The sequence below is a fragment of the Paenibacillus sabuli genome, assembly GCF_014705605.1.
Taxonomy (GTDB): domain Bacteria; phylum Bacillota; class Bacilli; order Paenibacillales; family Paenibacillaceae; genus Paenibacillus_D; species Paenibacillus_D sabuli.
Map to the genome: position 1 here is coordinate 17,084 of NZ_JACXIZ010000006.1, position 20,754 is coordinate 37,837.

General features: G+C 59.2%; 15 protein-coding genes. 1 reads left to right on the plus strand and 14 read right to left on the minus strand.

Going from position 1 to position 20,754, the window contains the following annotated elements; translation table 11 throughout:
- Nucleotides 1-25: 25 nt before the first annotated feature.
- The 3 genes from IDH44_RS01585 to IDH44_RS01595 form a co-directional block, all read right to left on the minus strand.
- A complete protein-coding gene (locus IDH44_RS01585) occupies nt 26-1,843 on the minus strand; it encodes a sensor histidine kinase (protein ID WP_190914034.1) in 1,818 nt (605 codons plus the stop codon).
- On the minus strand, nt 1,840-3,093 hold the full coding sequence (locus tag IDH44_RS01590) for a helix-turn-helix domain-containing protein (RefSeq protein WP_190914036.1): 1,254 nt from the start codon (nt 3,091-3,093) through the stop codon (nt 1,840-1,842). The genes IDH44_RS01585 and IDH44_RS01590 overlap by 4 nt, the downstream gene beginning before the upstream one ends.
- A 686-nt stretch (nt 3,094-3,779) precedes the next feature.
- On the minus strand, nt 3,780-7,301 hold the full coding sequence (locus IDH44_RS01595) for a right-handed parallel beta-helix repeat-containing protein (protein WP_190914038.1): 3,522 nt from the start codon (nt 7,299-7,301) through the stop codon (nt 3,780-3,782).
- A 416-nt stretch (nt 7,302-7,717) separates the two neighbouring features.
- On the opposite strand from IDH44_RS01595, the gene IDH44_RS01600 reads away from it, so the two are divergent.
- The gene (locus tag IDH44_RS01600; protein WP_190914040.1) at nt 7,718-8,758 is read left to right on the plus strand and encodes a 3'-5' exonuclease; all 1,041 of its coding nucleotides are present in this window, start codon (nt 7,718-7,720) and stop codon (nt 8,756-8,758) included.
- 185 nt (nt 8,759-8,943) lie between these two features.
- Here the strand turns inward: IDH44_RS01600 and IDH44_RS01605 are convergent, their stop codons facing one another.
- The 11 genes from IDH44_RS01605 to IDH44_RS01655 form a co-directional block, all read right to left on the minus strand.
- A complete protein-coding gene (locus IDH44_RS01605) occupies nt 8,944-9,957 on the minus strand; it encodes a lipoate--protein ligase (protein ID WP_190914042.1) in 1,014 nt (337 codons plus the stop codon).
- A gap of 863 nt (nt 9,958-10,820) precedes the next feature.
- Nucleotides 10,821-12,017, minus strand: coding sequence for an SGNH/GDSL hydrolase family protein (locus tag IDH44_RS01610; RefSeq protein ID WP_190914043.1), 1,197 nt, complete (start codon nt 12,015-12,017; stop codon nt 10,821-10,823).
- A 170-nt stretch (nt 12,018-12,187) separates the two neighbouring features.
- Nucleotides 12,188-13,246, minus strand: a complete 1,059-nt coding sequence (locus IDH44_RS01615) for a phosphotransferase family protein (RefSeq protein ID WP_190914045.1) — start codon at nt 13,244-13,246, stop codon at nt 12,188-12,190.
- Between the two features lie 30 nt (nt 13,247-13,276).
- On the minus strand, nt 13,277-14,158 hold the full coding sequence (locus IDH44_RS01620; protein ID WP_190914046.1) for a hypothetical protein: 882 nt from the start codon (nt 14,156-14,158) through the stop codon (nt 13,277-13,279).
- A 291-nt stretch (nt 14,159-14,449) separates the two neighbouring features.
- Nucleotides 14,450-15,316 (minus strand): DUF429 domain-containing protein, encoded by an 867-nt coding sequence (locus IDH44_RS01625; RefSeq protein ID WP_190914048.1) that lies wholly within the window; start codon nt 15,314-15,316, stop codon nt 14,450-14,452.
- Between the two features lie 231 nt (nt 15,317-15,547).
- On the minus strand, nt 15,548-16,771 hold the full coding sequence (locus tag IDH44_RS01630) for an MFS transporter (RefSeq protein ID WP_190914049.1): 1,224 nt from the start codon (nt 16,769-16,771) through the stop codon (nt 15,548-15,550).
- 253 nt (nt 16,772-17,024) lie between these two features.
- Nucleotides 17,025-17,333, minus strand: a complete 309-nt coding sequence (locus tag IDH44_RS01635) for a hypothetical protein (RefSeq protein WP_190914051.1) — start codon at nt 17,331-17,333, stop codon at nt 17,025-17,027.
- Nucleotides 17,320-18,603: a hypothetical protein gene (locus IDH44_RS01640; protein ID WP_190914053.1), complete on the minus strand. Its 1,284-nt coding sequence runs from the start codon at nt 18,601-18,603 to the stop codon at nt 17,320-17,322. Before IDH44_RS01640 ends, IDH44_RS01635 begins: the two co-directional genes overlap by 14 nt.
- 17 nt (nt 18,604-18,620) lie before the next feature.
- Nucleotides 18,621-19,451, minus strand: coding sequence for a hypothetical protein (locus tag IDH44_RS01645; RefSeq protein WP_190914055.1), 831 nt, complete (start codon nt 19,449-19,451; stop codon nt 18,621-18,623).
- Nucleotides 19,448-20,137 carry an ABC transporter ATP-binding protein gene (locus IDH44_RS01650; RefSeq protein ID WP_190914056.1) on the minus strand — a complete coding sequence of 230 codons (690 nt, stop codon included), beginning with the start codon at nt 20,135-20,137 and terminating at the stop codon, nt 19,448-19,450. The genes IDH44_RS01645 and IDH44_RS01650 overlap by 4 nt, the downstream gene beginning before the upstream one ends.
- Nucleotides 20,130-20,537 carry a GntR family transcriptional regulator gene (locus IDH44_RS01655; protein WP_190914058.1) on the minus strand — a complete coding sequence of 136 codons (408 nt, stop codon included), beginning with the start codon at nt 20,535-20,537 and terminating at the stop codon, nt 20,130-20,132. The genes IDH44_RS01650 and IDH44_RS01655 overlap by 8 nt, the downstream gene beginning before the upstream one ends.
- Between the last annotated feature and the right edge of the window lie 217 nt (nt 20,538-20,754).

A 20,754-nucleotide genomic window follows, 5' to 3' on the forward strand; every position in this document is an offset into this window, starting at 1 on the left:
TGCTAAAAGTAAAAAAACAAGTACTCTATTGAGGTACTTGCCCGTCGTGATCCTCTGCACGTTCGTCGGAAAGCAATGGAAGCGACAAAAGAAAGGTGGTGCCTGTCCCCCATTCGCTACGTACGCTCAAGCCATACGGTTCTCCGAACACCAGCCTCATTCTTACATGAACATTGTAGATCCCGATATGTTCTTCAGACAGTCCGGGCTCTCCTGCCAACGTCGCGTTGACCTTCGCCTGCGTCTGAGCAGACATGCCGACCCCTTCGTCTTCAATTTCAAAGCAAATTCGCCCGGACTCTTTCCATCCGCGAACGATGACTCTCCCTTTTCGCTTCAAAGGCTTAATCCCGTGATAGAACGCATTCTCCAACAATGGCTGTAGCGATAGCTTGACCATTTTATACCGGTAAATGGCAGGATCGATTTCCCACTGAATGTGCAACACATCGACAAAACGCTTTTCCATAACCTGCTGATAGTATCGTGCGTGCTCCAGTTCTTCCTCAATCGGAATGAGATATTGATCCGAATTCATACTTATCTTCATCAAGTGTGACAGCGCGGTAATGATGTCCGATACCGCATTTGGAGCACGTGTCAGGCCAATCGCCATCCACTTCACCATCTCCAACGTGTTGAATAAAAAATGGGGGGTGATCTGAGCCTGCAGCACAGCGGTTTGGGCTTTATTCAACACAGCCATTCGCTCCTCCAGCTCCTCTTCCATCAGACGCTTGGAATGCTCGGTCTGTTCGAAGGCGCGAATGATGTATCGCAGCTCGTTGTGATCCTGCTCGGATAGTGAGGGAGGTGCATCAATTCGACGCGCGACACTCATAATTTGATTTACCGGCGCATACGTCCGATAAGCGATAAGTAGCGATACAAAAAATAATACCGCCGATCCGATTACGACAAAGACGATCAGCAAGCGGACCAGGCTCCTCCTTTTCTCTTCATACAAGTTCAATGGCTGCGCGGACACATAGATCCAGTCGTGTGCCTTGGATGCAACCATTGACACCACACTCTGCTGCCCATTCCATTCCCGAATGGCTGATACACCTTCTTGCTCCAACTCCTCATATGACGGCCAGGCCTCTGCAAGTGCAAGATGGGTCAAAAACAAGTCGTGATCCTCATGATAGTAAACCTCGCCATCGGCGCTCACAATATACCATTCTTTGGAATCGCTCCGGGCGGATTGCTGAATCAACCTGCCCAGCCTCTGCATGTCCATATTAACAATAACCGCTCCGGCTTTTAGCGATTGAAACAAATAGACCGGTCGTACCAGTGACAGATAGAGCGGATACTTGCCGTTTTTTTTGCGCGCCACGACAAAAGAACGCTCCTCCTCGTTAGCAGCGTAATCCCCATACCAGGTCAGGTCTTCAAAGTTGCTCAGCGCACTGCTGTCACGATTGGATATGACCCAGTCGTTGACTTCGGAATAGACATAAATCGTATCCATGTGATTGTATATCATCGTAAACATGGATAACGTCTGGTCAATATTACGAATGCCTCCATCCAACAAGTGAACGGAGTGCGGAGAAACCAAAAAAACCTCTGTCTCCCTCTGCAAGGACAGCTTGGTTGCCAGTCGATCCGCTTCAACAAATACATTGTCAATTACCTCTCGCACCTGCCTGGCTCCGTTCAAATTGGTCATTGTGATTTCTTCTTCAAAAGCGGCGTTCATATACGAGTAGATGACAACGGACAGGCAAACAAACGGCAAAATAAAAACAAGCAGGATAAACACCAGCGTTCTGAAAAACAGACTCTGAAACTTAAAGTTAAACAAGGACTGGAAAAAACGCTTGTTGAGCCTCATTGATGTTCAACCTTACTCTTGAACTTCATCAATCGGTCATACTCTTTAGGCGTACACCCTATTTTTTGTCTAAAAATGGTGGAAAAGTATTTGCTGCTTGAAAACCCAACCTGCTCACTGACTTCGTAGATTTTGTAGTTGCCTTCCCTTATCAACGCCATCGCTTTGTCCAAACGGGTTTGCGTGAGGAACTCACTAAAATTAATACCCGTCACATTTTTGAACATTCTGCTGAAATAGGAGGGATTCAAGAAGACGTGATCCGCCACCTCATTCAATGAGAGATCTCGATTAAAATGCTGCAAAATATAGCTTTTCCCCATTTCAACTAGCTTTAAAATCGATTCCTCTACCTCATGTCCATCCAGTGGTGCAGGATTAAAGACAATCGAATTAGCGGCCATTTGATCAACGTTTGCATAGCATTCAGGCGTTAGCATGCGAAGCTCGATCCCAAACCGACCCTGTAGCTTCTCCAGCTTCTCTATCAACTCCGCCTCCAGCCATGACCGCATCTCCTGACTCGATCGCCATTCATGCGTAAATACCAGCAGACCAAGCCTGCGACCTCTCCCCGTAAATGGAAAAACATCGTAGGTCGAGTGCTCGACCCGCAACGTCGCCTTGATCGCTTCGTACGCATCTCGGCCAAGTGGACCAGTCCCGCTCCTGTGCACCAGTTCCATCCATGCACAGCAGCAAGTGCGCGAAGCCAGACTTGTCCTCAAGCCGGCTTGATCCATGCGCGAATGGCGTTCCCTCGTGTCCACCAATTCACCAGCAAGCAAATCGGAAAAAAAATGCTCCTGCAGGAGCGGAAGAATTTGTTGCAGCCGTCTTTCCTTTTCCTGTGCGGCCTTTTTCTCCGACCTTTCCTTGTCCAGTTCATTTCGCAGCCCGGTGAAGATGCGCATGATCTCCTCGTAAGCGATCGGCTTGAGCAAATAATGCTCCACATTCATGGCGATCGCTTGCTTCGCATATTCAAATTCCTTGTATCCGCTCAATAAGACGACCTTTGTCGGCAATGCTCGATTATATACATACTCTGCTACGGCAAGACCACTCACTTCTGTCATACAAATATCAGAAATTATTACATCAACAGGATGACGCTCCAGATATTCAGTTCCCTCGCTACCGTCCTGAAAAGAAGCAACAACCTCAAAGCCAAGCTCCGACCAGGGAACATAATCCATAATGCCTTGACGGATAAACAATTCATCATCCATGATAAGCAGTGAATACATACCCGATCGCCCCCCCTATCCGCTATCTTGTCTGCATGCCATAGTTCGCAAGAATACGTGTAGGTCCCGTACGCTCTGTCCCGAAGTCCCACCTCAATGTGCTGGCGCTGCGGAGAGAAATCCTCCAGCTCCAGCTCCTTGAGAAACTGCCCATTCTCATACAATTTGAGGCTCGTCCCGTTGTTGCCCCACCACATATTCATGGCCAATGTGAAATTACCGTCATTCAAGCCATGAGCCTATCCACTGTTATCGGACAGTTCTGGTTGTCCCGGTACCAAGCCACTATCCTCAGGTTCCGCATCGTCCAAGCCTTTGATTTGAATACTACCCTCATCACTGAATTCTTGCAAGACAACAAGTCCACAGTTTCAAGAAACGTTTGTCGGCCTGCCCACCGCTGCAGTTCAATCTGCTCCGGCTTATTGGTTGTTGCGGGCCCGGGACAGTTCAGTCCGATGGCTGGCCCGAATACCAGAGCCCTGCCAATTTCGAGACAGATCCAGCTTTGCCCGGAAGGCAGGTCGTTCATTCTCAAATAATCGACCTGTACCCCCGGGCTATTCCTCTGTGTGGGACAGATATTGAAGTCAAGCACACCATCCGGCAAGATCAACGTGCCGACACCGGCATCCCGGGCCTCCGCATCCTCAAGCAACGGATTGAGAGAAAGAAGCACGCTCTACTTATGAAGGATTGGAGTTCGCTTCAACCCCGTAGGCGACAAAATCATCAAAAAACATGTTGGAAATCCGATTATCCACCCAATAATCAATGCCTCCCATTCGAGTGAAGCCATTATGCGTTTGGTAATCTTCATATACCTGTTCCCCATCCAAATAAATCGTTCGCCTTTGTGTATCGCTCAAATCAAATAGGACCTGATGCCAGCCCACGCTTCTGTCGACCGAGGTCGCAATTTTTTCGGTACCCGGCATGTTGCGGATCCGGTAGTCAGACATCTGGTAGACTACGCCGATTCGAAATAGCTCCGTTGAGCCCGACATCAGATTGACCATCGCCTCTTTGGAAGATTGGCCGTCATCGTAGAACCAGGCCTCAGCCACTCCGGTTACACGATTAAAGATAAAATTTGTACTTTGCTGATCCAGTACCAACTTCGCGCTTCGATCTCCTGTTCGGCTTCGCTCGTTGCTGTATTGCTCCGTTTCAAAACGTTCCTCGGCCATTATTTCTGAATAGATGATCACGGTAAGCGTATTTTTAAGATCAGCTTGTCCGGCAACGGCCATCTCCACTTCAATATGAACAATCCCGGGAGAATGTCCGGTTACTTCACCTGCCGAGTTAATTGAAGCTAAAGACGGATTACTGCTTGTATACGAGGCATCCACTGTTCCAGTCAAAGGAACCTCCCCGTTGCTCCCGGTGCCTTGCAGTTGAATTTGTACCGTTTCGTCCACTGCCAGGCCAGTCTGTGTCGGAACCATATCCACAGATGTCAGGCTTAAGGGACTAATCGTCACTTCGCTTGTGCCAGACATCGCACTTTCACCTGCTGCATTATATGCAGTAAGTTTATAACTGTATTGCCCGGACAACACCACATCCGTATCCGTATACGCATAGGTCTCGAGCGAATCGGCCAGCAGGGAAAAGCTCGTCTCACCAGGCGCCTGTCGGTACAGACGATAGCCCTCGCCCCGTTCCGAAGCCTCCCAGCGAATCACAACACGCGGATCGGAGGTGCCTATCCCCAGGGCCTCCACAATATTCGGAACAACAGGCGGGTCCAATGTCTCGGTTGCAAAACTTGCGACACCCTCTGTATTCCATCGCGCGGTCATGCTCTTGCCGCCCGGCTGAGCTTCCACCCGCCAGAAATATTCAGTATCGGGCATCAGGCCTTCAGGAATCAACTGCGGTTCTTCAACCAACCATTCCTGCAAGCCTGTCTGCATAGCCGCATCTTCGGCAATCTGGACAAGGTAGCTTCGTGATCCGGATGCGGGCTCCCAGCTTAGTGTCGGAGTGAAGAGGCTGGATATGCCATCGGGCACGCTTGGAGCGTTCAGATGGAAACGTCCTACTGGAGGAAGCGCCTGTCGGTAGGTGTCGGTATACAGACCAATTTGATCGAAGGGTATGCTTGTAAAGGTCGGCAAGGCATCATACACAGCCGATGTGACCTGCAGGCCAAAATCATAATTGGACGGGTCCTTGAAACCCGGATCGACCCCCTCCGGCACATGAACATTATTTTCGACCGTTCCATATTCGCTAACGCGTTCAACCAGCTCCATGTCTCCTGTATTCACCATCACATTGCCGGTGATCGTATTCCGACGCGGCTCCGAAGGCTCGTCGCTCAGGATTTGCGATAGACTCGGGTATCTCGACAACCACGGCTCGCTCTGGTAGGGCATAGCATTTAATTTATTAAGCAGGTCCTGCTGGGCAGCGCCTGCATTCCATGTCAAGCCTCGCTCGTCATACGTCATAGCCCGCCCCACGTTTATAAATATATTGTTCGTAAAGACATTATCTCGTCCTCCTCCACCCAGAACGCCTCTTCCTTCTATGTTATAGAATACATTGTCAGCAGCCTGAATACCGGAGAGCTGATCATCATGATAGATGCCGACTACTCCATGACTGGTGACATCCTTCTCCCCGAGATGATGAAGAAAATTGCGAACGATCTGGTTACCCTGGAATGTCCAATTCCTCCCCCCATAGATAGCCCCCGCGTCCTCAGTATCCTTCACCAGATCAAACAACTCATTGCCTTCGATCAAGTGATCGTTTCCCGAATAGTTGATTCCCATATGCGGGCCTTCACGAATCAGGTTCCGAACCGCCTTGTTCCCAACGCCTCCTAGCGAAATGGCAGGTGTATAGGTCGATTGAATACGTGAAAAATTATAAAAATAGTTGTTTTCAGCAACATGTTCACCGGGCGTCAATGTCACACGATCGCCGCCTTCCATTCGAACGGCCCCTGCTCCGATATCATAAAAATCATTACTGAGCAATTCATTTCGCACACCGCCGCTAACAATGACCGCCTGTTGACCAATTTTCCGAAAAGTGCTGCCTGCAATGCGATTGTCGGAACTGTTTGTCATACGAATAGCCGTTTCACGCATCGTTTCAATATTCAGATTTTCAAAATAAATGTGCGATGCCCCAGTCATCACAATCATCGTGTCATCCAGCAGGGACAGTTCCACATTTGCCTCTTGAATATCATCAGGTGGATAGACGTACAAGATGCCGGTCGTCCGATCCAGATACCATTCACCCGGAAGATCGATCTCCTCCAACAAATTAAACACGTAGTAGCGCTGATTGCTCCTCACGCCGTACGCGCTCGGTTGCTTGGATGTTATCTGCTTGGTAATCCGATCGACGGACTCAACCTGCAACGACTGGTCCGACCAGTCATAGTACCAATACCCATACATCCAGATGTCCTCCGCCTCTGTCCAACGGGACGGTCGATCCCCGTCATAACCAATCACAAATCCTTGGTACGGATCTTCCGTTAGCGCCGGGTTGTCATAATAGTCGCGCGGAATCGATCCCTGGTAGACGACGCTTGCGACCGTCTCAAATTCTTCATTCGGCCACCGCGACAACGTTAAGACCTCATCATTGAAAAACAGCTCCGAAGCGGGAGGTCCGGTCTGCAGTTCCGGGTAGACCTCGGAAACATAATACATGCTGTGGCCATAAAAAGGGAGCTCTCCATACGCTGTAATCCCATCACCAAGCAAGTCATACTCCCATACCTGTCCCTGAGCTTCTGCAGGAAGCCTGTCCAGGATATCCGGGTCGTTCACCAGTGAAAATAGATTTGGATCCAGCCGATACCCTCCTTTTAACGAAGCCCGTTCGCCGGGATACGACCGATATACAATCGGCGCGCCCGCCTCTCCCGAATCGGCTTGTCCAATCTGCCAAGTCTCCGTAAAATGATAATCGCCTTCCCTCAGGTATACCGTGATTCCGCCTGCCGGAAGGCCTTCGTTCATCTTGATGTCACGGATCGCTTGCTGTGCCCTCTGAAGCGTCGCAAACGGTGCAGCCATGGTTCCCACGTTCCCGTCGTCTCCATCCACAGACACAAAGAGCGCGCTTTCATTTTGAGCGGCGGCATGATCCCTGTATCCAGTATCTGTCAAATAAAAAAACGGGAGACTCATCATAATCGCAAATACGATCGAAATGCTTCGCTTTCCCATTCCATCAGCTCCTCTTAAGTAAAATACAACCTCAGTTTAAAAGAAAAAGAATGACGTTCCTACCTCAAATTTTTTACTAAGGTTCAGTTTTTTTGGACCTGTACACAGCCTACACTGAGAACGGAGATCGCCCTGGCCCTTCTTAATATTATCGTTACCTTCATAACAGACAACAGACGCAGGCCAAAGCGCTTTCGAAGACAACTCCGGACAGCGAAGCGCCGGCAGTGGCCCCGGGGCGACACGAACAGACGAGTACTAAACGAGCGGCAGCATCTCTCCCCAATACGTTGCCAGCAGGTCAAACCGACGACGGAAGCCAAACGAAACATTCGTCGGCAAAGGGCTCGCGTGCACGCGGCGAATTCTGGTAGAATAGATACAGACCAGCATAACAGAACGGGGGCAACACAACGATGCAATATATTGTCATGGACATTGAATTCAACGGCCGCAAGTTCGCGAGCGAGCTGCCGATGGAGGTGATTGAGATCGGTGCGGTGCGCCTCGATGAGCAGTTGCGGCTCACGGGGGAATTCTCCTCGCTCATCAAGCCGCGCTACTTCGCCAAGCTCAACAGTTTTATCAGGAAAAAAACCGGCATCCCCCAGGAAGGGATCGACGCCGCGGATAACTTCCCCAAGGTGATCGGCGCCTTCCGGCGCTGGCTCGGCGATGCGGCTGACGGCAAAGACACCGTGCTCGTCACCTGGGGCGGCGAGGATCTCAAGCGGATCGTCTTCGATACCCGCATGCACAAGCTCGACGACAGCCAGTGGCTGAGCACGCCTTACTTTGACCTGCTCAAGGGCTATCTGCGCTGCAAGGGCCTCACCAACGACGTCAGCCCGGAGAAGGCGATGGAGGAGCTCGGCATCGAAGCGAGCGGCAATGCGCACCGTGCGCTCGACGACGCCAAGATGACCGCCGAAATCTTCCGCGCCGTCTTCGATCAGCTCGATCTGTCGCAGCAGCAGCACTACAAGGACGTCTTCACCAACGCCAAAGAGCGCCGCTTCGTCAAGCAGGCCATCCGTACGATCCGCGCACAGAAGGCCGAGCCGAAGTGGGAGACGGTGACCGAGCAATTCCTCAGGGGCAAGGTGCCGCTCGACGATGCGCGTAAAATGGCCGAGTTGCGCGAAGTCTTCGATGCAGAGAGGGCCAGGCCGGCCCGCCCGGCCAAATCGCAGGCGCAGGCGCAGACCGAGACGCAATCCAAGCCCCAACCACCAGCTCAAGCCCACGCCCAAGCTCAAGGTAAATCTGAGGCTCAGGCTCAGGCCCTATCGCAGTCCCAGGATCAGACGCAGTCCCAGTCCCAGGCTCAATCACAGAATCAGACCAAGTCGCAATCTCTATTCCAGTCTCAGGCTCCGTCCCAGTCCGATACTCAGTCTCGTCCTCCGTCCCAGTCGCAGCCACCAACCAGTTCCCAATCGCAGTCCTCCAGTTGAGCAGTTCGGCGGGCTTTAGCGGCAATGACGACAAAGAGAGGCCGGAAGCTGCCCGTGCGGCAGCCGGCCTCTCTTTTTTGATGTGTCGCCGCCAGAGATGGCGTCATCCATTTCGCCTTGCCTGCTCGCGTCTTCCCGCGCGCATGGCTTGGTCGATTGGCGGGGACAGTCGCCCGCTCGACGGCTTACGCCTCTGCGCCGCGCGTCGGCAGCAGCAGATCGAGCAGGTCGCTGCGCTCAATTGCGCCGAAGTAGCGCGCCAGCTCGACCTGCGCCAGCACCGCGTCCAGCGCAGCCTCGTCATAGCGCACGCCGACCAGCAGCGTCTCCAGCTCCGCGACGTCGTGGGCGCCGAAGTAATCGCCGAACAGCCGCACCTGCTCGATCCGTCCGTCCTTGACGAGCAGCCGCATGTCGATGATACCGGACGGGAACTTGAGCGTATGCTCGATGTTGCTCTCCGGCGAGCGGCCATAGTTCCAATCCCAGCTCCGGTAGCGCGCATCGGCGATCCGGCGCACCTCCTCCCATTCGTGCTCGGTCATCGGATAGACCGGGACCTCCTCCGGCGCGCAGCCGAACAGCTCGCGCAGCAGCATTCGCCGAAATTCCTCGATCCGCATCCGCTCCGGCAGGAACTCCGAGATATTCGCCACGCGGCCGCGCACCGACTTGGTGCTTTTGGAGGCGATCTTGATCGGCTTCACCTTGAGCGCATTCGCCACCTCCGTCAGCTCCGAATCGAACAGCAGCGTGCCGTGTGTGAAGATTCGTCCCTTGGAGAAGAATTGCGCATTTCCGGAAATTTTGCGCTCCTCCACCTGGATGTCGTTGCGCCCGGTGAGCGCGGCGGGCACGCCCATCTTGTTGAGCGCGTCGGTGACCGGCTTGGTGAAGCGGGCGAAGTTGTGGAACGACTGGCCGTCGTCCTTCGTCAGAATGCTGTAGTTGAGGTTGCCCAGATCGTGGTACACCGCACCGCCGCCGGAGAGCCGGCGCACGACCTGGATGCCGCGGCTCGCGACATAGTCGCTGTTGACCTCCTCGATCGTATTCTGATTGCGGCCAACGATGATCGACGGCGCGTTGATATAGAATAGCAGACAAGGCTCGTCCAGTGGCAGATTGTACAGCGCGTACTCCTCCAGCGCCAGATTGAGCGCCGCATCCGTGATGCCGCGATTGTCGATGAACAGCATGGCAGGCACACCCTTTCTTGGACCCGGGTTGGTTGCGCCCTGCCGCGAAATGCATTGACCGACAACTCGGCCATCCACGCGCGAGGGCGCACCGGTATGTACCAGTATAGCGGATTTGCACGAGGGATGCATGCCGGGCTCCGGGGCGCATGGGGCCACCCAGGGACGCATGATCCACTGGCTTCGATCGTACATGGGCGCTTGTCCGAACGCGTGAGGATACCTGCTGGGAATCAAGCAGAACTTGACGCTGCTTCCCTGTGCGGTTACTGGTTACTCTAGCCGTGCTTCGTACGCAATGATGCCAATTGTACTCATCGCCTAACATCGCCTATCTCCTGAACTGTAAAAGTGCAGTACATTCAGCGAGATATGTCCATTTGAACGTGGTGAACTGTAAAAATGCAGTTAAATCGGCTTATTATCGCCAAAGTCGGCCGGAAAGCGATTTTTAAACTGCACATATGCAGTTCAGCCGCTAAAATAAGCAATCCGGCACCAATTGAAATGTATTTTTGCAGTTCGCCAACCGGCGTCTTGGTGCATCGACCACAACGCGATCTACGGCGCGGTCAGCGGGGAAGCGCATATCCGCGGCATCGCGGGCGAGCCCTTCGCGGTACCAGCATGGTGCGATCGAGTTCGTTGGGCGGTTCCAAAAAAACACCCGTCGTGCGGAAGGCCGCACGGCGGGTGGATATGGGATTACGGGCCAAGCCCTGCCTGCATGTGCATCGCAGCATGATGGGCGATGTAGCGACTACGGGGCAATGATGGGCGACCTAGCGACTATGGGGCAATGATGGGCAACGTAGCAACTGCGTGCCACGCCGGGTCTGCAGTCCGCTGCGGTCTCAGGCTATCTATCGCGCCCAGAGCAGCAGGCTGCCCAGCACCGCCGCGTACAGGGCGTGCCCATAGTCGCCTGGGTGATTGATATTGTTGCGCAGCAGGCTCTGATGCGACTTGCCTGCCGCGAGCTCCTCCAGCCAGGCCGGCTGGACGTCGGCCACCGGCACGCCGGCGCGGCGGCCGACCGCGCGAATTGCCTCCGCATAGTCCTCCACGTTCGCACTGGCGTGCTGCCACTGCGGATTGGGCACACATGGCGTGAGCAGCACAATCTCGGCCTCTGAGGCACGGCGAACGCGAGCGATCAGCTCCTCCAGATTGGCAGCGAATTCCGCCGAAGGCACACTGTTGCCGACGCCGTCCAGACGCGCATTCTGATCGTTCATGCCGTAGCCGATCGTGACCAGCTCGGGTGCGACCTCTCGCACCAACGCCTCGTCGATGCGCGCCAGCGCGCCCCGCGTGTTCTCCCCGCCGACAGCGCCATTGACGACGCGGATCGCCGTCCCGGGATGCGCCGCGCGCAGCGCTGCCGCGGTCCGCTCCGGATAGCCCAGCGCCGGCTCGCTCGCCTCCGCTCCCGTGCTGATGCTGTCGCCGAGCACCAGATAGGTCAGCCGGCCGCCCGCCTCCAGTCGCGCCTGCAGCCGCATGATAACGGCGTTGGCAGCACCGGCCTGCGTCCCACCGGCTTGCGTCCCCGATCCGGGCCGGCTCGCATCAGCCGGCTCGTCCATCTCTGCCGGCAGTCCCGCACTCGGCACATCGGCCCCGATCGGCGACGCCTCATCGCCACTTGCTCCGACCGGCTCTCCTGCGGACAATGACGCCGCCGAAAGGCGCGACTCCGCGTCAGCTCTACTGCCTCGAGCCGTAGCTGCCTCATTCAGCACCTCCGCCTCCCGGCCTGGCGCACGGACATAGTCGGCGTAGCAGGTGTATCGCGTGTTGGACCCGTCCGCATACTGCATATGGTCGAAGCGCTTGACGCCATAGTGCGGATGCACCCGCCAATCCGGGATGCGACTGTCCGCCGTGCGCGTGATCGTGGCCGCTCCGTAATCGACGAGATAATCCTGCCCCTCTTCGTATGTCTCCTCCACTCCCGCAGGCGAATGAAGAACGACCGGCTCACCTTGCGCCGGCCGATGGCGCAGGGGCTGCGGCTCTGTCCCGACAAATACAAACGGCTCCCCCTGTTGCTTCATTATACTCTCTCCCTTATGTAGATGTGATGGCGCAAGAACCGGCCCAACGATTGTCAATAGACTGGTGCGACCTTGTATGTCTGATCGGCATCGTTGCACGCCCGTTTGCACGTCTGATCGGCATTGCCGCATGCTCGCCTGCATGTCTGACTGGCATTGCCGCACGCCCGTCAGTCTTCCTCCGCGCGCGCTAGCAGACTGGCGACATAAGCGTCGAGCCGCCCGCGCACGAGCTGCGGCGTCAGATCGGTCACGCCGAGCGCGGCCCAGCCGCCGTAGACGCCCGGTGCATCCTCCAACACGTCGATGGCCGACAACAAGTCCCAGTACAGCTCGTACCGGAAGTCTGGACCCGCATGCCGAACATACGCCTCCAAAAAAAGATCCGCCGCCGCCACACCATGCAGCTGCGCCAGGTCGACCCGGCAATGGCCGACATCCACGCCGACCGGACCGATGCAGGCGTTGACCCAATCGACGACCGCGCAGATGCGCCCGCCATGCCAGAGCACGTTCGCCGCGTGATAATCGCAGTGGATGAAGCGCAGCTGCGGCTCCGGCCGAGGGCCCCGCACGCGCGCCAGCGCCGCCTGCCAGCGCGCCGGCGCAGCGGACCAGCTCAGGTCCGGCTGCCGCGTCAGATCCACATAGGTGAAATAGCGCCAGCGAAACGACCTCGCGTCCGCATCCCCCGCGCCCACCCGAGACGGCCGCACGTCCGAGATGCCCGCATCCGGCCGCTCCGACTCCGCATCGTCCGGTTGACAATCGGCCCGGGCGCCGCCGTCCGCGTCGATGCGGTCCGCATCCGACCGGTGAATCGCCGCCAGCGTGCGGGCCAGCTCGTCCAGCCAGGACGGCAGATCGACCGGCCGCAGCACATTCTCGCCTTCGACCTTGGTCATCAGCACCGCCGGCATGCCGCAGCCTGCCCCGCTCGTGTCGTACGCAACGGCCCGCGGTGCGCCGACGCCGCAGCGCTGCGCCAGCGCCAGACTGGCGGCCTCGTGCTCGGCCAGCTCCGGCTCCTCGCGCAGCCACCGGGCATTGTCGAAGCGCCGCAGCACCAGCTCGCACCGCGCCGCGCCGTTCTCCACCGCCAGCAGATGCACCAGCGAGGAGATCCCGCCCGCCAGTGGCCGGACGCTCGTGATCCGCGTCCCCTCGCCGAGCGCCGCGCACACCCAGCGCTGTGCCCGCTCCGGCAGCTCCTGTTGCATGCTCGTCATCGCATTCGCCCCTTCCGCATGCCGATCCCGTCACTCCGTGCCGACAGCCGGCCTGCGGCGCCGCGCGCGCCGGATCAGGATGACCAGCACGCCGCCGCCGAGCAGCAGCAGTCCGAGCGCCCCCGTCCCGAGCGGATACAGCAACGGGAAGACGATCGTCGGCCAGCCCATCAGCACATTCGACTTGTAACCCAGCGAGATCGGCGAAGCCCACGCCGCATTGATCGCATCGACCAGTTGCGGCGTCTCGTCGCGCGTCTCGTAGGCGATCAGCGTCTCGTCGACGCCGCCGTTGGGGTGCACGGTCAGCGCGCGCCAGGCCAGGTCTTCCTCCCGGCCGAACTCCGGCCCCGACACCCGCTGCATCAGGACGAGCCGCGCCTCCTCGCCGCGAGGCTGCACCCGCAGCATGCCCCAATAGCCGTGATAGCGATTCTCGTCGAGGAAGCCCGGCCGCACCGTGACGAGCGCGGGATCGGTCCAGTCCCGGCCATTGACGGCGGTGCCCAGCGGCGCCAGGGTCCTGGCCGCCTCGCCCCCTTCGGCCGACTGCTCGATCAGGTCCTCGACCCGGATCACGTTGCCTGCCCAGCGGTACTCACGCACGTACCGCACCTCGGGCGCGTCGCTCGCCTCGGCCAGCACGGCCGCATAATCCTCCCGCGACTCGAGCTCGCGCTCCTCGCCGCCGAACAAGAGCAGATTGCGCAGCGTCACACCGTCCGCCTGGACCCCTTGGCCGTCCGCCAGCACCTCCACCGTGCCCACGCCGCCCGCATTCGCTCGCAGCCGCTCGATCTCATAGCTCTGCTGCACCCGCTGCTGGGTCCAGAGCTCGCCGCCGATCGCGAGCATCACCGGCGCGGAGACCGCCAGCAGCAGGATTCCGAACAGGATCATCACATACCGCATGCCTCTCTCTCCTTCCGTTCGTGTGTGCACATCGCTTGTTCGTCGCGTCACTCGTCGCATGCAGCTGCAGCGTACAGCCCATGTATCTCGTATCTCGTATCTCGTATCTCGTATCTCGTATCTCGCATCATGCACCACGCATCGCGCATCGCGCATCACACTCACACATCTTCAGCCTACGGTCTCCCCATCGTCAAGGCGAAACGGCTGTCGCTGTCCTTTGGCAGCGCAGTGCGTTTCGTTCCGAGAAAGTTAGACAAGGATATGCGAAATCATATTCTTTCTATACTTTCAAGGCAATACGCCGACGATCTCCACAGGCAGCCCGTCCGGATCACGCAGCCGCGGCGCTGTGCCGCCGCGAGGCGGCAGCCAGATCGCGCGCTGCGGCTGCTCGTCCAGGAGCAGGCCCGCCACCGCCAGCACGGCCGCATCGTACAGGTCGTCCGGCTTGGCGCGCAGCCGGCCCGCGCCGAGTCCGGCGGATGCCGCTTCCAGCGCGGCCGCTGATTCGGGCAGCGCTTGCAAGAGCAGCCGGCGCCGCGCCGCCAGCCCCTCCGCGGCGTGCTTGGTCGGCAGCAGCTCGCCGCCGCCGAGCGCCATGAACATCAGCTCCGGATGCGCCTCGCGCACCTGGTCCGCGAGCCCGCAGCCGATCACGAAGCGACGCGCCTCGTCGATCCGAGGCAGCAGCGCGTAGCCCGGCGGCGTCAGATTGAGCCCGGTATCCTCGGCATTGCAGGCATTGACCTGGTCATAGATGACGCGCCGCCTGGCGCGTCCACGCGTATCAGACTCATCCGTATCCGCCCCAGGCGCCTCCTGCTCATGCAGCTGCCGCCAGCGCGCCAGCGCGCGCCAGCTCGGCGCGTGGAAGCAGCGTCGCCGGCCGACCGGGCCGAGCCGCTCCATCGCCTGCACGTCGCAGGCGCGGCGGCCGCGGCGCTGCAGGCCGAGCGGCATGTCCAGCAGCACGCGCCGCGCCCGGATCTCCCCGCCTGCCCACCACGTCGTCAGATCATCCGTCAGCTCCCAGCGCAGCCGGACGGGTACCGCGGCTGCGCCGAGGGCAGCGCCCGGCCGGATAGGTCCGCCGGACGGTGCCTCCAGCCGCGCCGCCACCCAGCCGCCGCGGCAGCCGTCGATCCCGATATACATCGCGCTTGCCCCCTTCTGGCCTCGCCTGCCTGCACTTGACGCTCTGCCTGCTTACCTCCGGCCTCCCGCATGCGCTGCTTGCGACAATTGACCGAGCCGCCTTGTGGCGTCCATGCTGGCCGAGCCGCCGTCTCCTGTCGACGCTTGCCCATCCGCCTTCGTGTCTCCGCGACGTCCGCGCTCACTCGCCGGTCAGCGTCAGCGGCTCCCATCATCCTGCTGCAGGGCGGGTCAGCGCGATTCGCCGGCCTGAGCCGCCGCCAGTCCGCCCTCGGACGCGGACGAGCGCGCGAGCGTGCGGCCGACGAGGAGCTGCACGAGGATCATCAGCACCATGATGCCGATCATGCACCAGACGGCCGGCACGAAGCTCCCGCTCCAATCATGCACCCAGCCGAGCAGCAGCGGCCCCAGCGAGCCGATCACATAGCCCGCCGACTGGGTCATCGCCGCCCACGAGGCCGCCGCCTCCGGCGTATCCGCCGCGTCGATCGGCAGCATCAGATTGAGCGGGAAGACCGTGCCTGCGCCGACGCCGATGAGCAGCGCCGCCAGCCACGGCTGGAAGCCGAGCAGCAGCAGCAGGAAGCCGCTCAGCTCGACGCCCGAGGCGGCGAGCAGCCACAGCATGCGGCTCGGCTTGCGCTGCAGCAGCGCGGGCAGCATGATCGCCGCCGGGATCTGAATCAAGACGAAGCCGGTCAGCGCATAGCCGGCGTAGGCCTTGGTATAGCCCATGCCCTCAATGATCGGCGGCAGCCAGGCCGTCACCGCATAGAATAGCATCGCCATCAGGCCGAACGAGATCGTCAACAGCCACGCCTTGCCGCTGCCCCATGGCATCCGCCCGTCCGGCAGGCCCTCCGCCCCGGCCGCCGGCGCGCGCGCCGGCATGCGCCGCAGCACGAACAGCCACCAGATGGGCACAGCCAGCACAGCCAGCAGCGACCAGCTGCCGAGCGCGATCCGCCAGCTGCCGCCCGCCGCCGCCTGCAGCGGCGCCGAGAGCGAGGAGGCCAGCGCGGCGCCGATCGTCAGCGCCGTCGTGTAGATTGCAATCATCCAGGAGATCCGGCCCGGGAAGTAGCGCTTGATGAAGCCCGAGAGCAGCGGACTGACCGAAGCGATCCCCAGTCCCGCGCCGAAGGCGGTCACGATCAGCACGAGCGGCGAATGCGCATAGAAGCGCAGAGCCGTGCCCGCGCCGATCAGCACGAGCGCCGTGCCGATGACGCGCTCGATCCCCCACCGCCTCGCCATGCCCGCCGCCACCGGGGAGAATAGCCCCATGCACAGCACCGGGATAGCCGTCAGCAGCCCGGCGAACGAGGCGCTGATCTGGAGCTCCTCGCGCAGCGTCTCCAGCAGCGGTGCAATCGAATTAATGGCCGGCCGCAGGTTGAGCGCGGCGATGAAGAGCGCCGCCACCAGCAAGCCGCCGGATTTTTTATTCAAGAGTCATCATTCCAACTTTCCGTCTTTTTTTAACCGTCTTCCTAACTATACCACTGCAGGCGCGAATTGTTCATCCCCTTCATGGTTAATGACGTTTAATACGCTAAATAAACGAGTTGAGGATGCCAGCGCAAAAACCCCCGGATCGCCTCATAAAGAGGTCAACACGGGGGCTGACGGAACCGCATTTCGGGCATGACGGCTCTACTTTTTCACCGCGCCTTCCGGAGCAGCAGCAATAGGGCGCGCGTCCCTATGCGAGGAAAGGACCCTTCGTCGCCTGCGCCGCCGTCTCACGTCGAATCGCAAGCGCGCACTTCATGACTGCGCGCTTGGCCAGCGCCTGCTGCACGCGCGGAGCGACGCCGCCTAGCGTCCGGTGGCGGGCCAGCTCCAGCAGCGCCGTCTTCGCCGCTTCCTCCGCCGCAGTCCCTTCGCCGAGCAGATAGACGGCCACGCGATAGGCGTACAGCTCCAGCTCGCGCAAGGCGGCGATCCGGTCCCGAGCGGCGCCGTCCCCGGCTATGGCGTTGGACGGGGCGGCGTGCTTATGGTCGTACATACAGGTTGAAGGAATAGAGCCCTGCCAGATGCCCCGCCGCCTCCTCGGCCGGACCGTCGTACTGCACCTCGCCCTTGTACAGCAGCTCGCCGCTCGTGCTGTCGACGACGATGACGTAGATGCCCTCCCGATCAAAGCTGCCGTCCGCACTCCGATACGGATCACCGCTCACCACTGCATAGAGACGATCTCCGTCCAGGCCCGGCGAGTAGAACATCGAATCGCCGAACTGCTCCGCCTGCAGCTCGGTGCGGCTGTGCTCCGTCTGGCCCGTCACATCGTAGCGATGAAGCACGATCCGTCCATCCGCCTGTTCGAGCCGGGTCAGGACACCATCACGGTAATAGAGACCCTGCCAGGTTCGTTCAGCCTCCGATCGAACCAGCTCGTCCGGCTCGATCGTGATCGGCACGAGCTCGCCGGTCTCGTAGCGGTAACTATAATACTGGCTCGCCGTCGGGGCCGCCTCCACCGCAATCCGGTTGCCGGACACGGTGACGCTGGGCGACTCCGGCTCCTCCTCCCGTATCCTGACGTTCAGCAGCGCGTAGTCGTCCGGATGGCTCACCTGATTGTCGCCGACCGCGCTGATCGAGCTGTTGGCATTCATCCCCGTCGCCTCGTAGACCGGCACAGTGCGCAGCAGCCCCCCGTCCTCGGTCGAGACCACGTAGTCGAGCACGCCCAAGTGCTGCTCGTCGCTTGCATTGGACCCGCTGTATTGGACCAGCACGTGCAGCTCTTGATCGCGCCGCTGCAGCCCGATTACATTGGCGTAGCCGCGCAGTCCCTGCATAGCTTCGATGCGGTAGCGCCCGCCCGCAGACTTACCGGTGTCGACCTTGAGCCAATTCAGCTCGAAGTAGGCATCCAGTTGCTCTTTGGCCACGCGCTCGTAGTCGATGACTGCGTGCAGCACCCATTCTTCATCGGTGTAATAGTCGCCGATCAGCTTGCCGCGCATGAAGCCGCGGTGCGCCTCGACCAGCGCTTCGACCTCGGGATATCGATAATTGTAACGGAACAGATCGTCGAACACGGATTGATTCGTGCTATAGTGACTGCCCGCCTCGTCAATGCGTAAAAACTCGCTCTCCGCCCTGCTGCCGTACACCAGATTCAGCGCAATGGGCTCCGCCAGCTCTGCATCTCCCTCGAGCGTCACGAGCCGAAAGGGGGGCAGCTCCTCTGCGGCGCGCGCGCCGTAGTACCCCCCGATGCCGCCGAGCGCCACGACGAGCAGCACGATTGTCAACCAGAAGCGTCTCACTCCGAATTCCCCCTTCCTCATACGGATATGCTGCGCCGCAGCAGCCGCAGTCCGAGCCAGATCGCGCTCGCCAGTACGAGCAGCGCCGCCGTCAATGCGATGGTCACAACTTCGATCGGATAGAGCCCCATAGCATTGTGATTGGTGCCCAACAGCGGCAGCGGCACGACGACAAGCAGCGTGCACGCCAACACATACAGGATCGCATAGAGCACGCCCCAGCCGCGGTAGCTACGCTCAATGATAATCGCGGTGAAGACGACCAGCACGCCGAGGACGCCGAGTGCATAATAGAGCGCGAAGTCGAGCGGATTGGCCGGCAGCAGCACCTGTAAAACCTTGTTCTGTCCAATGATGTCGGACAGATAGGAAGGCGCCTGCCACGCCTGCGGCACCATCGCTCTGAATATCCACCACTGCAGCGGCAACGATGCGGCCTGCAAGCCGAGCAAGGCGAACACGAATAGCAGCAGCGCCGTCAGCTTGGACCAATACAGGGTCGCCCGCCGCATCGGCAGCGCGAGCAAACGGTAGATGAAGCTGCTCCTGCCCAGCCAATCGCGGTACCAGATACCCGGCACGTACAGCACCAGCACCAGGATGCTGAGCAGGATCGGCAGCGCGTACATGAACTGTGTGTTATACAAGATGAAGGTAAAACTCAGCTTGGAGTGCGAGAATTGTGCGCCAGAATCTACAAAATTGGACTCGCGCAGCTCGCTCAGCCTCTGATTCGTCGTCAGCCACACCGCGAGCAGCTGCAACACCAGCGTCAGGCCCGCCAGCCCGGCGAGCACGTAGCGGAAGCGATGCACCTCCATGCGCACCAGCTTGAGATAATGCATCACGCCCGGTACACCTCCCTCATCACATCGACGACCGACTTGCCCTCGTCCTCGCGCATCCGCTCGCAGTCAAAGTCGCGCACGACGCGGCCCTGATCCAGGAACACAGCCTGATCGATCAGTCGCTCCATCTCGGCGATCTCGTGCGTCGTGAGCAGCACGCCCCGCCGCTCCACCAGCTCGCTGGTGAACACATCGGCGATCTGCTCGCGGCTCAGCATGTCGATGCCCGAGAACGGTTCGTCCATCAGCACATAGTCCGTGTCGCGGCTGAGTCCGAGCACCAGATTCAGCTTCGCCTCGGTGCCGCGCGAGAGCTGCGCGATGCGCGCCGCCGGGTCGAGCCGGAAGAAGGCGAGCAGCTCCTCGGCCCGCGCCGGATTCCACCGGGCATAATGCTCCTGCATCCACGCCAGCGCCTCCCGCACGCGCATGCCGCCCGGCATCATGAGCCGGTCGGGGATGAAGGCGATCTTCTCCATGACCGCGGGGCTCGGCGGCTCTCCGCCGATGCGGATCGTGCCGCTCCGATACGGCACCAGCCCCATGATCGCCTTGAGCACCGTGGACTTGCCCGCCCCGTTCATGCCGATCAGGCAGGTGATGCGCCCCTTGTCCGCGGTGAACGACACGCCGTCCAGCACGTCGCGGCGGCGGTACCGCTTGCGCAGCTCCTGGACTTCAATCATGCGCGCCGCCTCCTTGCCGCTCGTCGTACTTGCGCCGCACCAGCTCGATCAGCTCATCGGCCGGCATGCCGATGCGCCGCACGGCGGCGATGAATTCGTCGGCCGCTTCCTCGACCAGCGCCGCGCGGATGCCGCGCAGCACGCCGGCGTCCTCGGTGACGCGGCTCGGCGCGTTGCCCTCGGTGACGATGAGCCGCCGCTCCTCCATCTCCTTATAAGCCTTCTGCGCCGTATTCGGATTAATCTTCAGCAATGACGCCAGCTCCCTTCGCGACGGAATGACCTGCCCTGCCGCCAGCCGGCCGGTGACGAGCTTCTCCATAAAAAGCCGCACCACCTGCAGGTAAACCGGATCGCGGCTGTTGAAGGCGACATCCTTCCACCCTTCTTCATTGGTCATCTTATTCGCCTCGCATTCGTTGCAAGTGTGTGTACTATGTAGTTCATACACTATACAGTGTATTATGCACGCCATACACCAGGCTGTCAAGAGCAGGTTCTCTTACGAACGCTATTGGCGCTTCGGCGCGAAAAAATCGTTGACAGCTCGCGTCACGTACCATAAGATGATAATTCTACCAATTATCTGCGCAGAATGCCTTCATCCGCTAACCGAA

Bases quoted from the DNA above. Each gene is read 5' to 3' on its own strand.
- IDH44_RS01625 (WP_190914048.1), bottom strand. From the start codon at position 15,316: ATGTATATCGGGATCGACGGCTGCCGCGGCGGCTGGGTGGCGGCGCGG.
- IDH44_RS01590 (WP_190914036.1), bottom strand. From the start codon at position 3,093: ATGTATTCACTGCTTATCATGGATGATGAATTGTTTATCCGTCAAGGC.
- IDH44_RS01605 (WP_190914042.1), bottom strand. From the start codon at position 9,957: ATGCTGTTCATCGACAATCGCGGCATCACGGATGCGGCGCTCAATCTG.
- IDH44_RS01650 (WP_190914056.1), bottom strand. From the start codon at position 20,137: ATGATTGAAGTCCAGGAGCTGCGCAAGCGGTACCGCCGCCGCGACGTG.
- IDH44_RS01585 (WP_190914034.1), bottom strand. From the start codon at position 1,843: ATGAGGCTCAACAAGCGTTTTTTCCAGTCCTTGTTTAACTTTAAGTTT.
- IDH44_RS01620 (WP_190914046.1), bottom strand. From the start codon at position 14,158: ATGCGGTATGTGATGATCCTGTTCGGAATCCTGCTGCTGGCGGTCTCC.
- IDH44_RS01655 (WP_190914058.1), bottom strand. From the start codon at position 20,537: ATGACCAATGAAGAAGGGTGGAAGGATGTCGCCTTCAACAGCCGCGAT.
- IDH44_RS01595 (WP_190914038.1), bottom strand. From the start codon at position 7,301: ATGGGAAAGCGAAGCATTTCGATCGTATTTGCGATTATGATGAGTCTC.
- IDH44_RS01615 (WP_190914045.1), bottom strand. From the start codon at position 13,246: ATGACGAGCATGCAACAGGAGCTGCCGGAGCGGGCACAGCGCTGGGTG.
- IDH44_RS01635 (WP_190914051.1), bottom strand. From the start codon at position 17,333: ATGTACGACCATAAGCACGCCGCCCCGTCCAACGCCATAGCCGGGGAC.
- IDH44_RS01600 (WP_190914040.1), top strand. From the start codon at position 7,718: ATGCAATATATTGTCATGGACATTGAATTCAACGGCCGCAAGTTCGCG.
- IDH44_RS01610 (WP_190914043.1), bottom strand. From the start codon at position 12,017: ATGAAGCAACAGGGGGAGCCGTTTGTATTTGTCGGGACAGAGCCGCAG.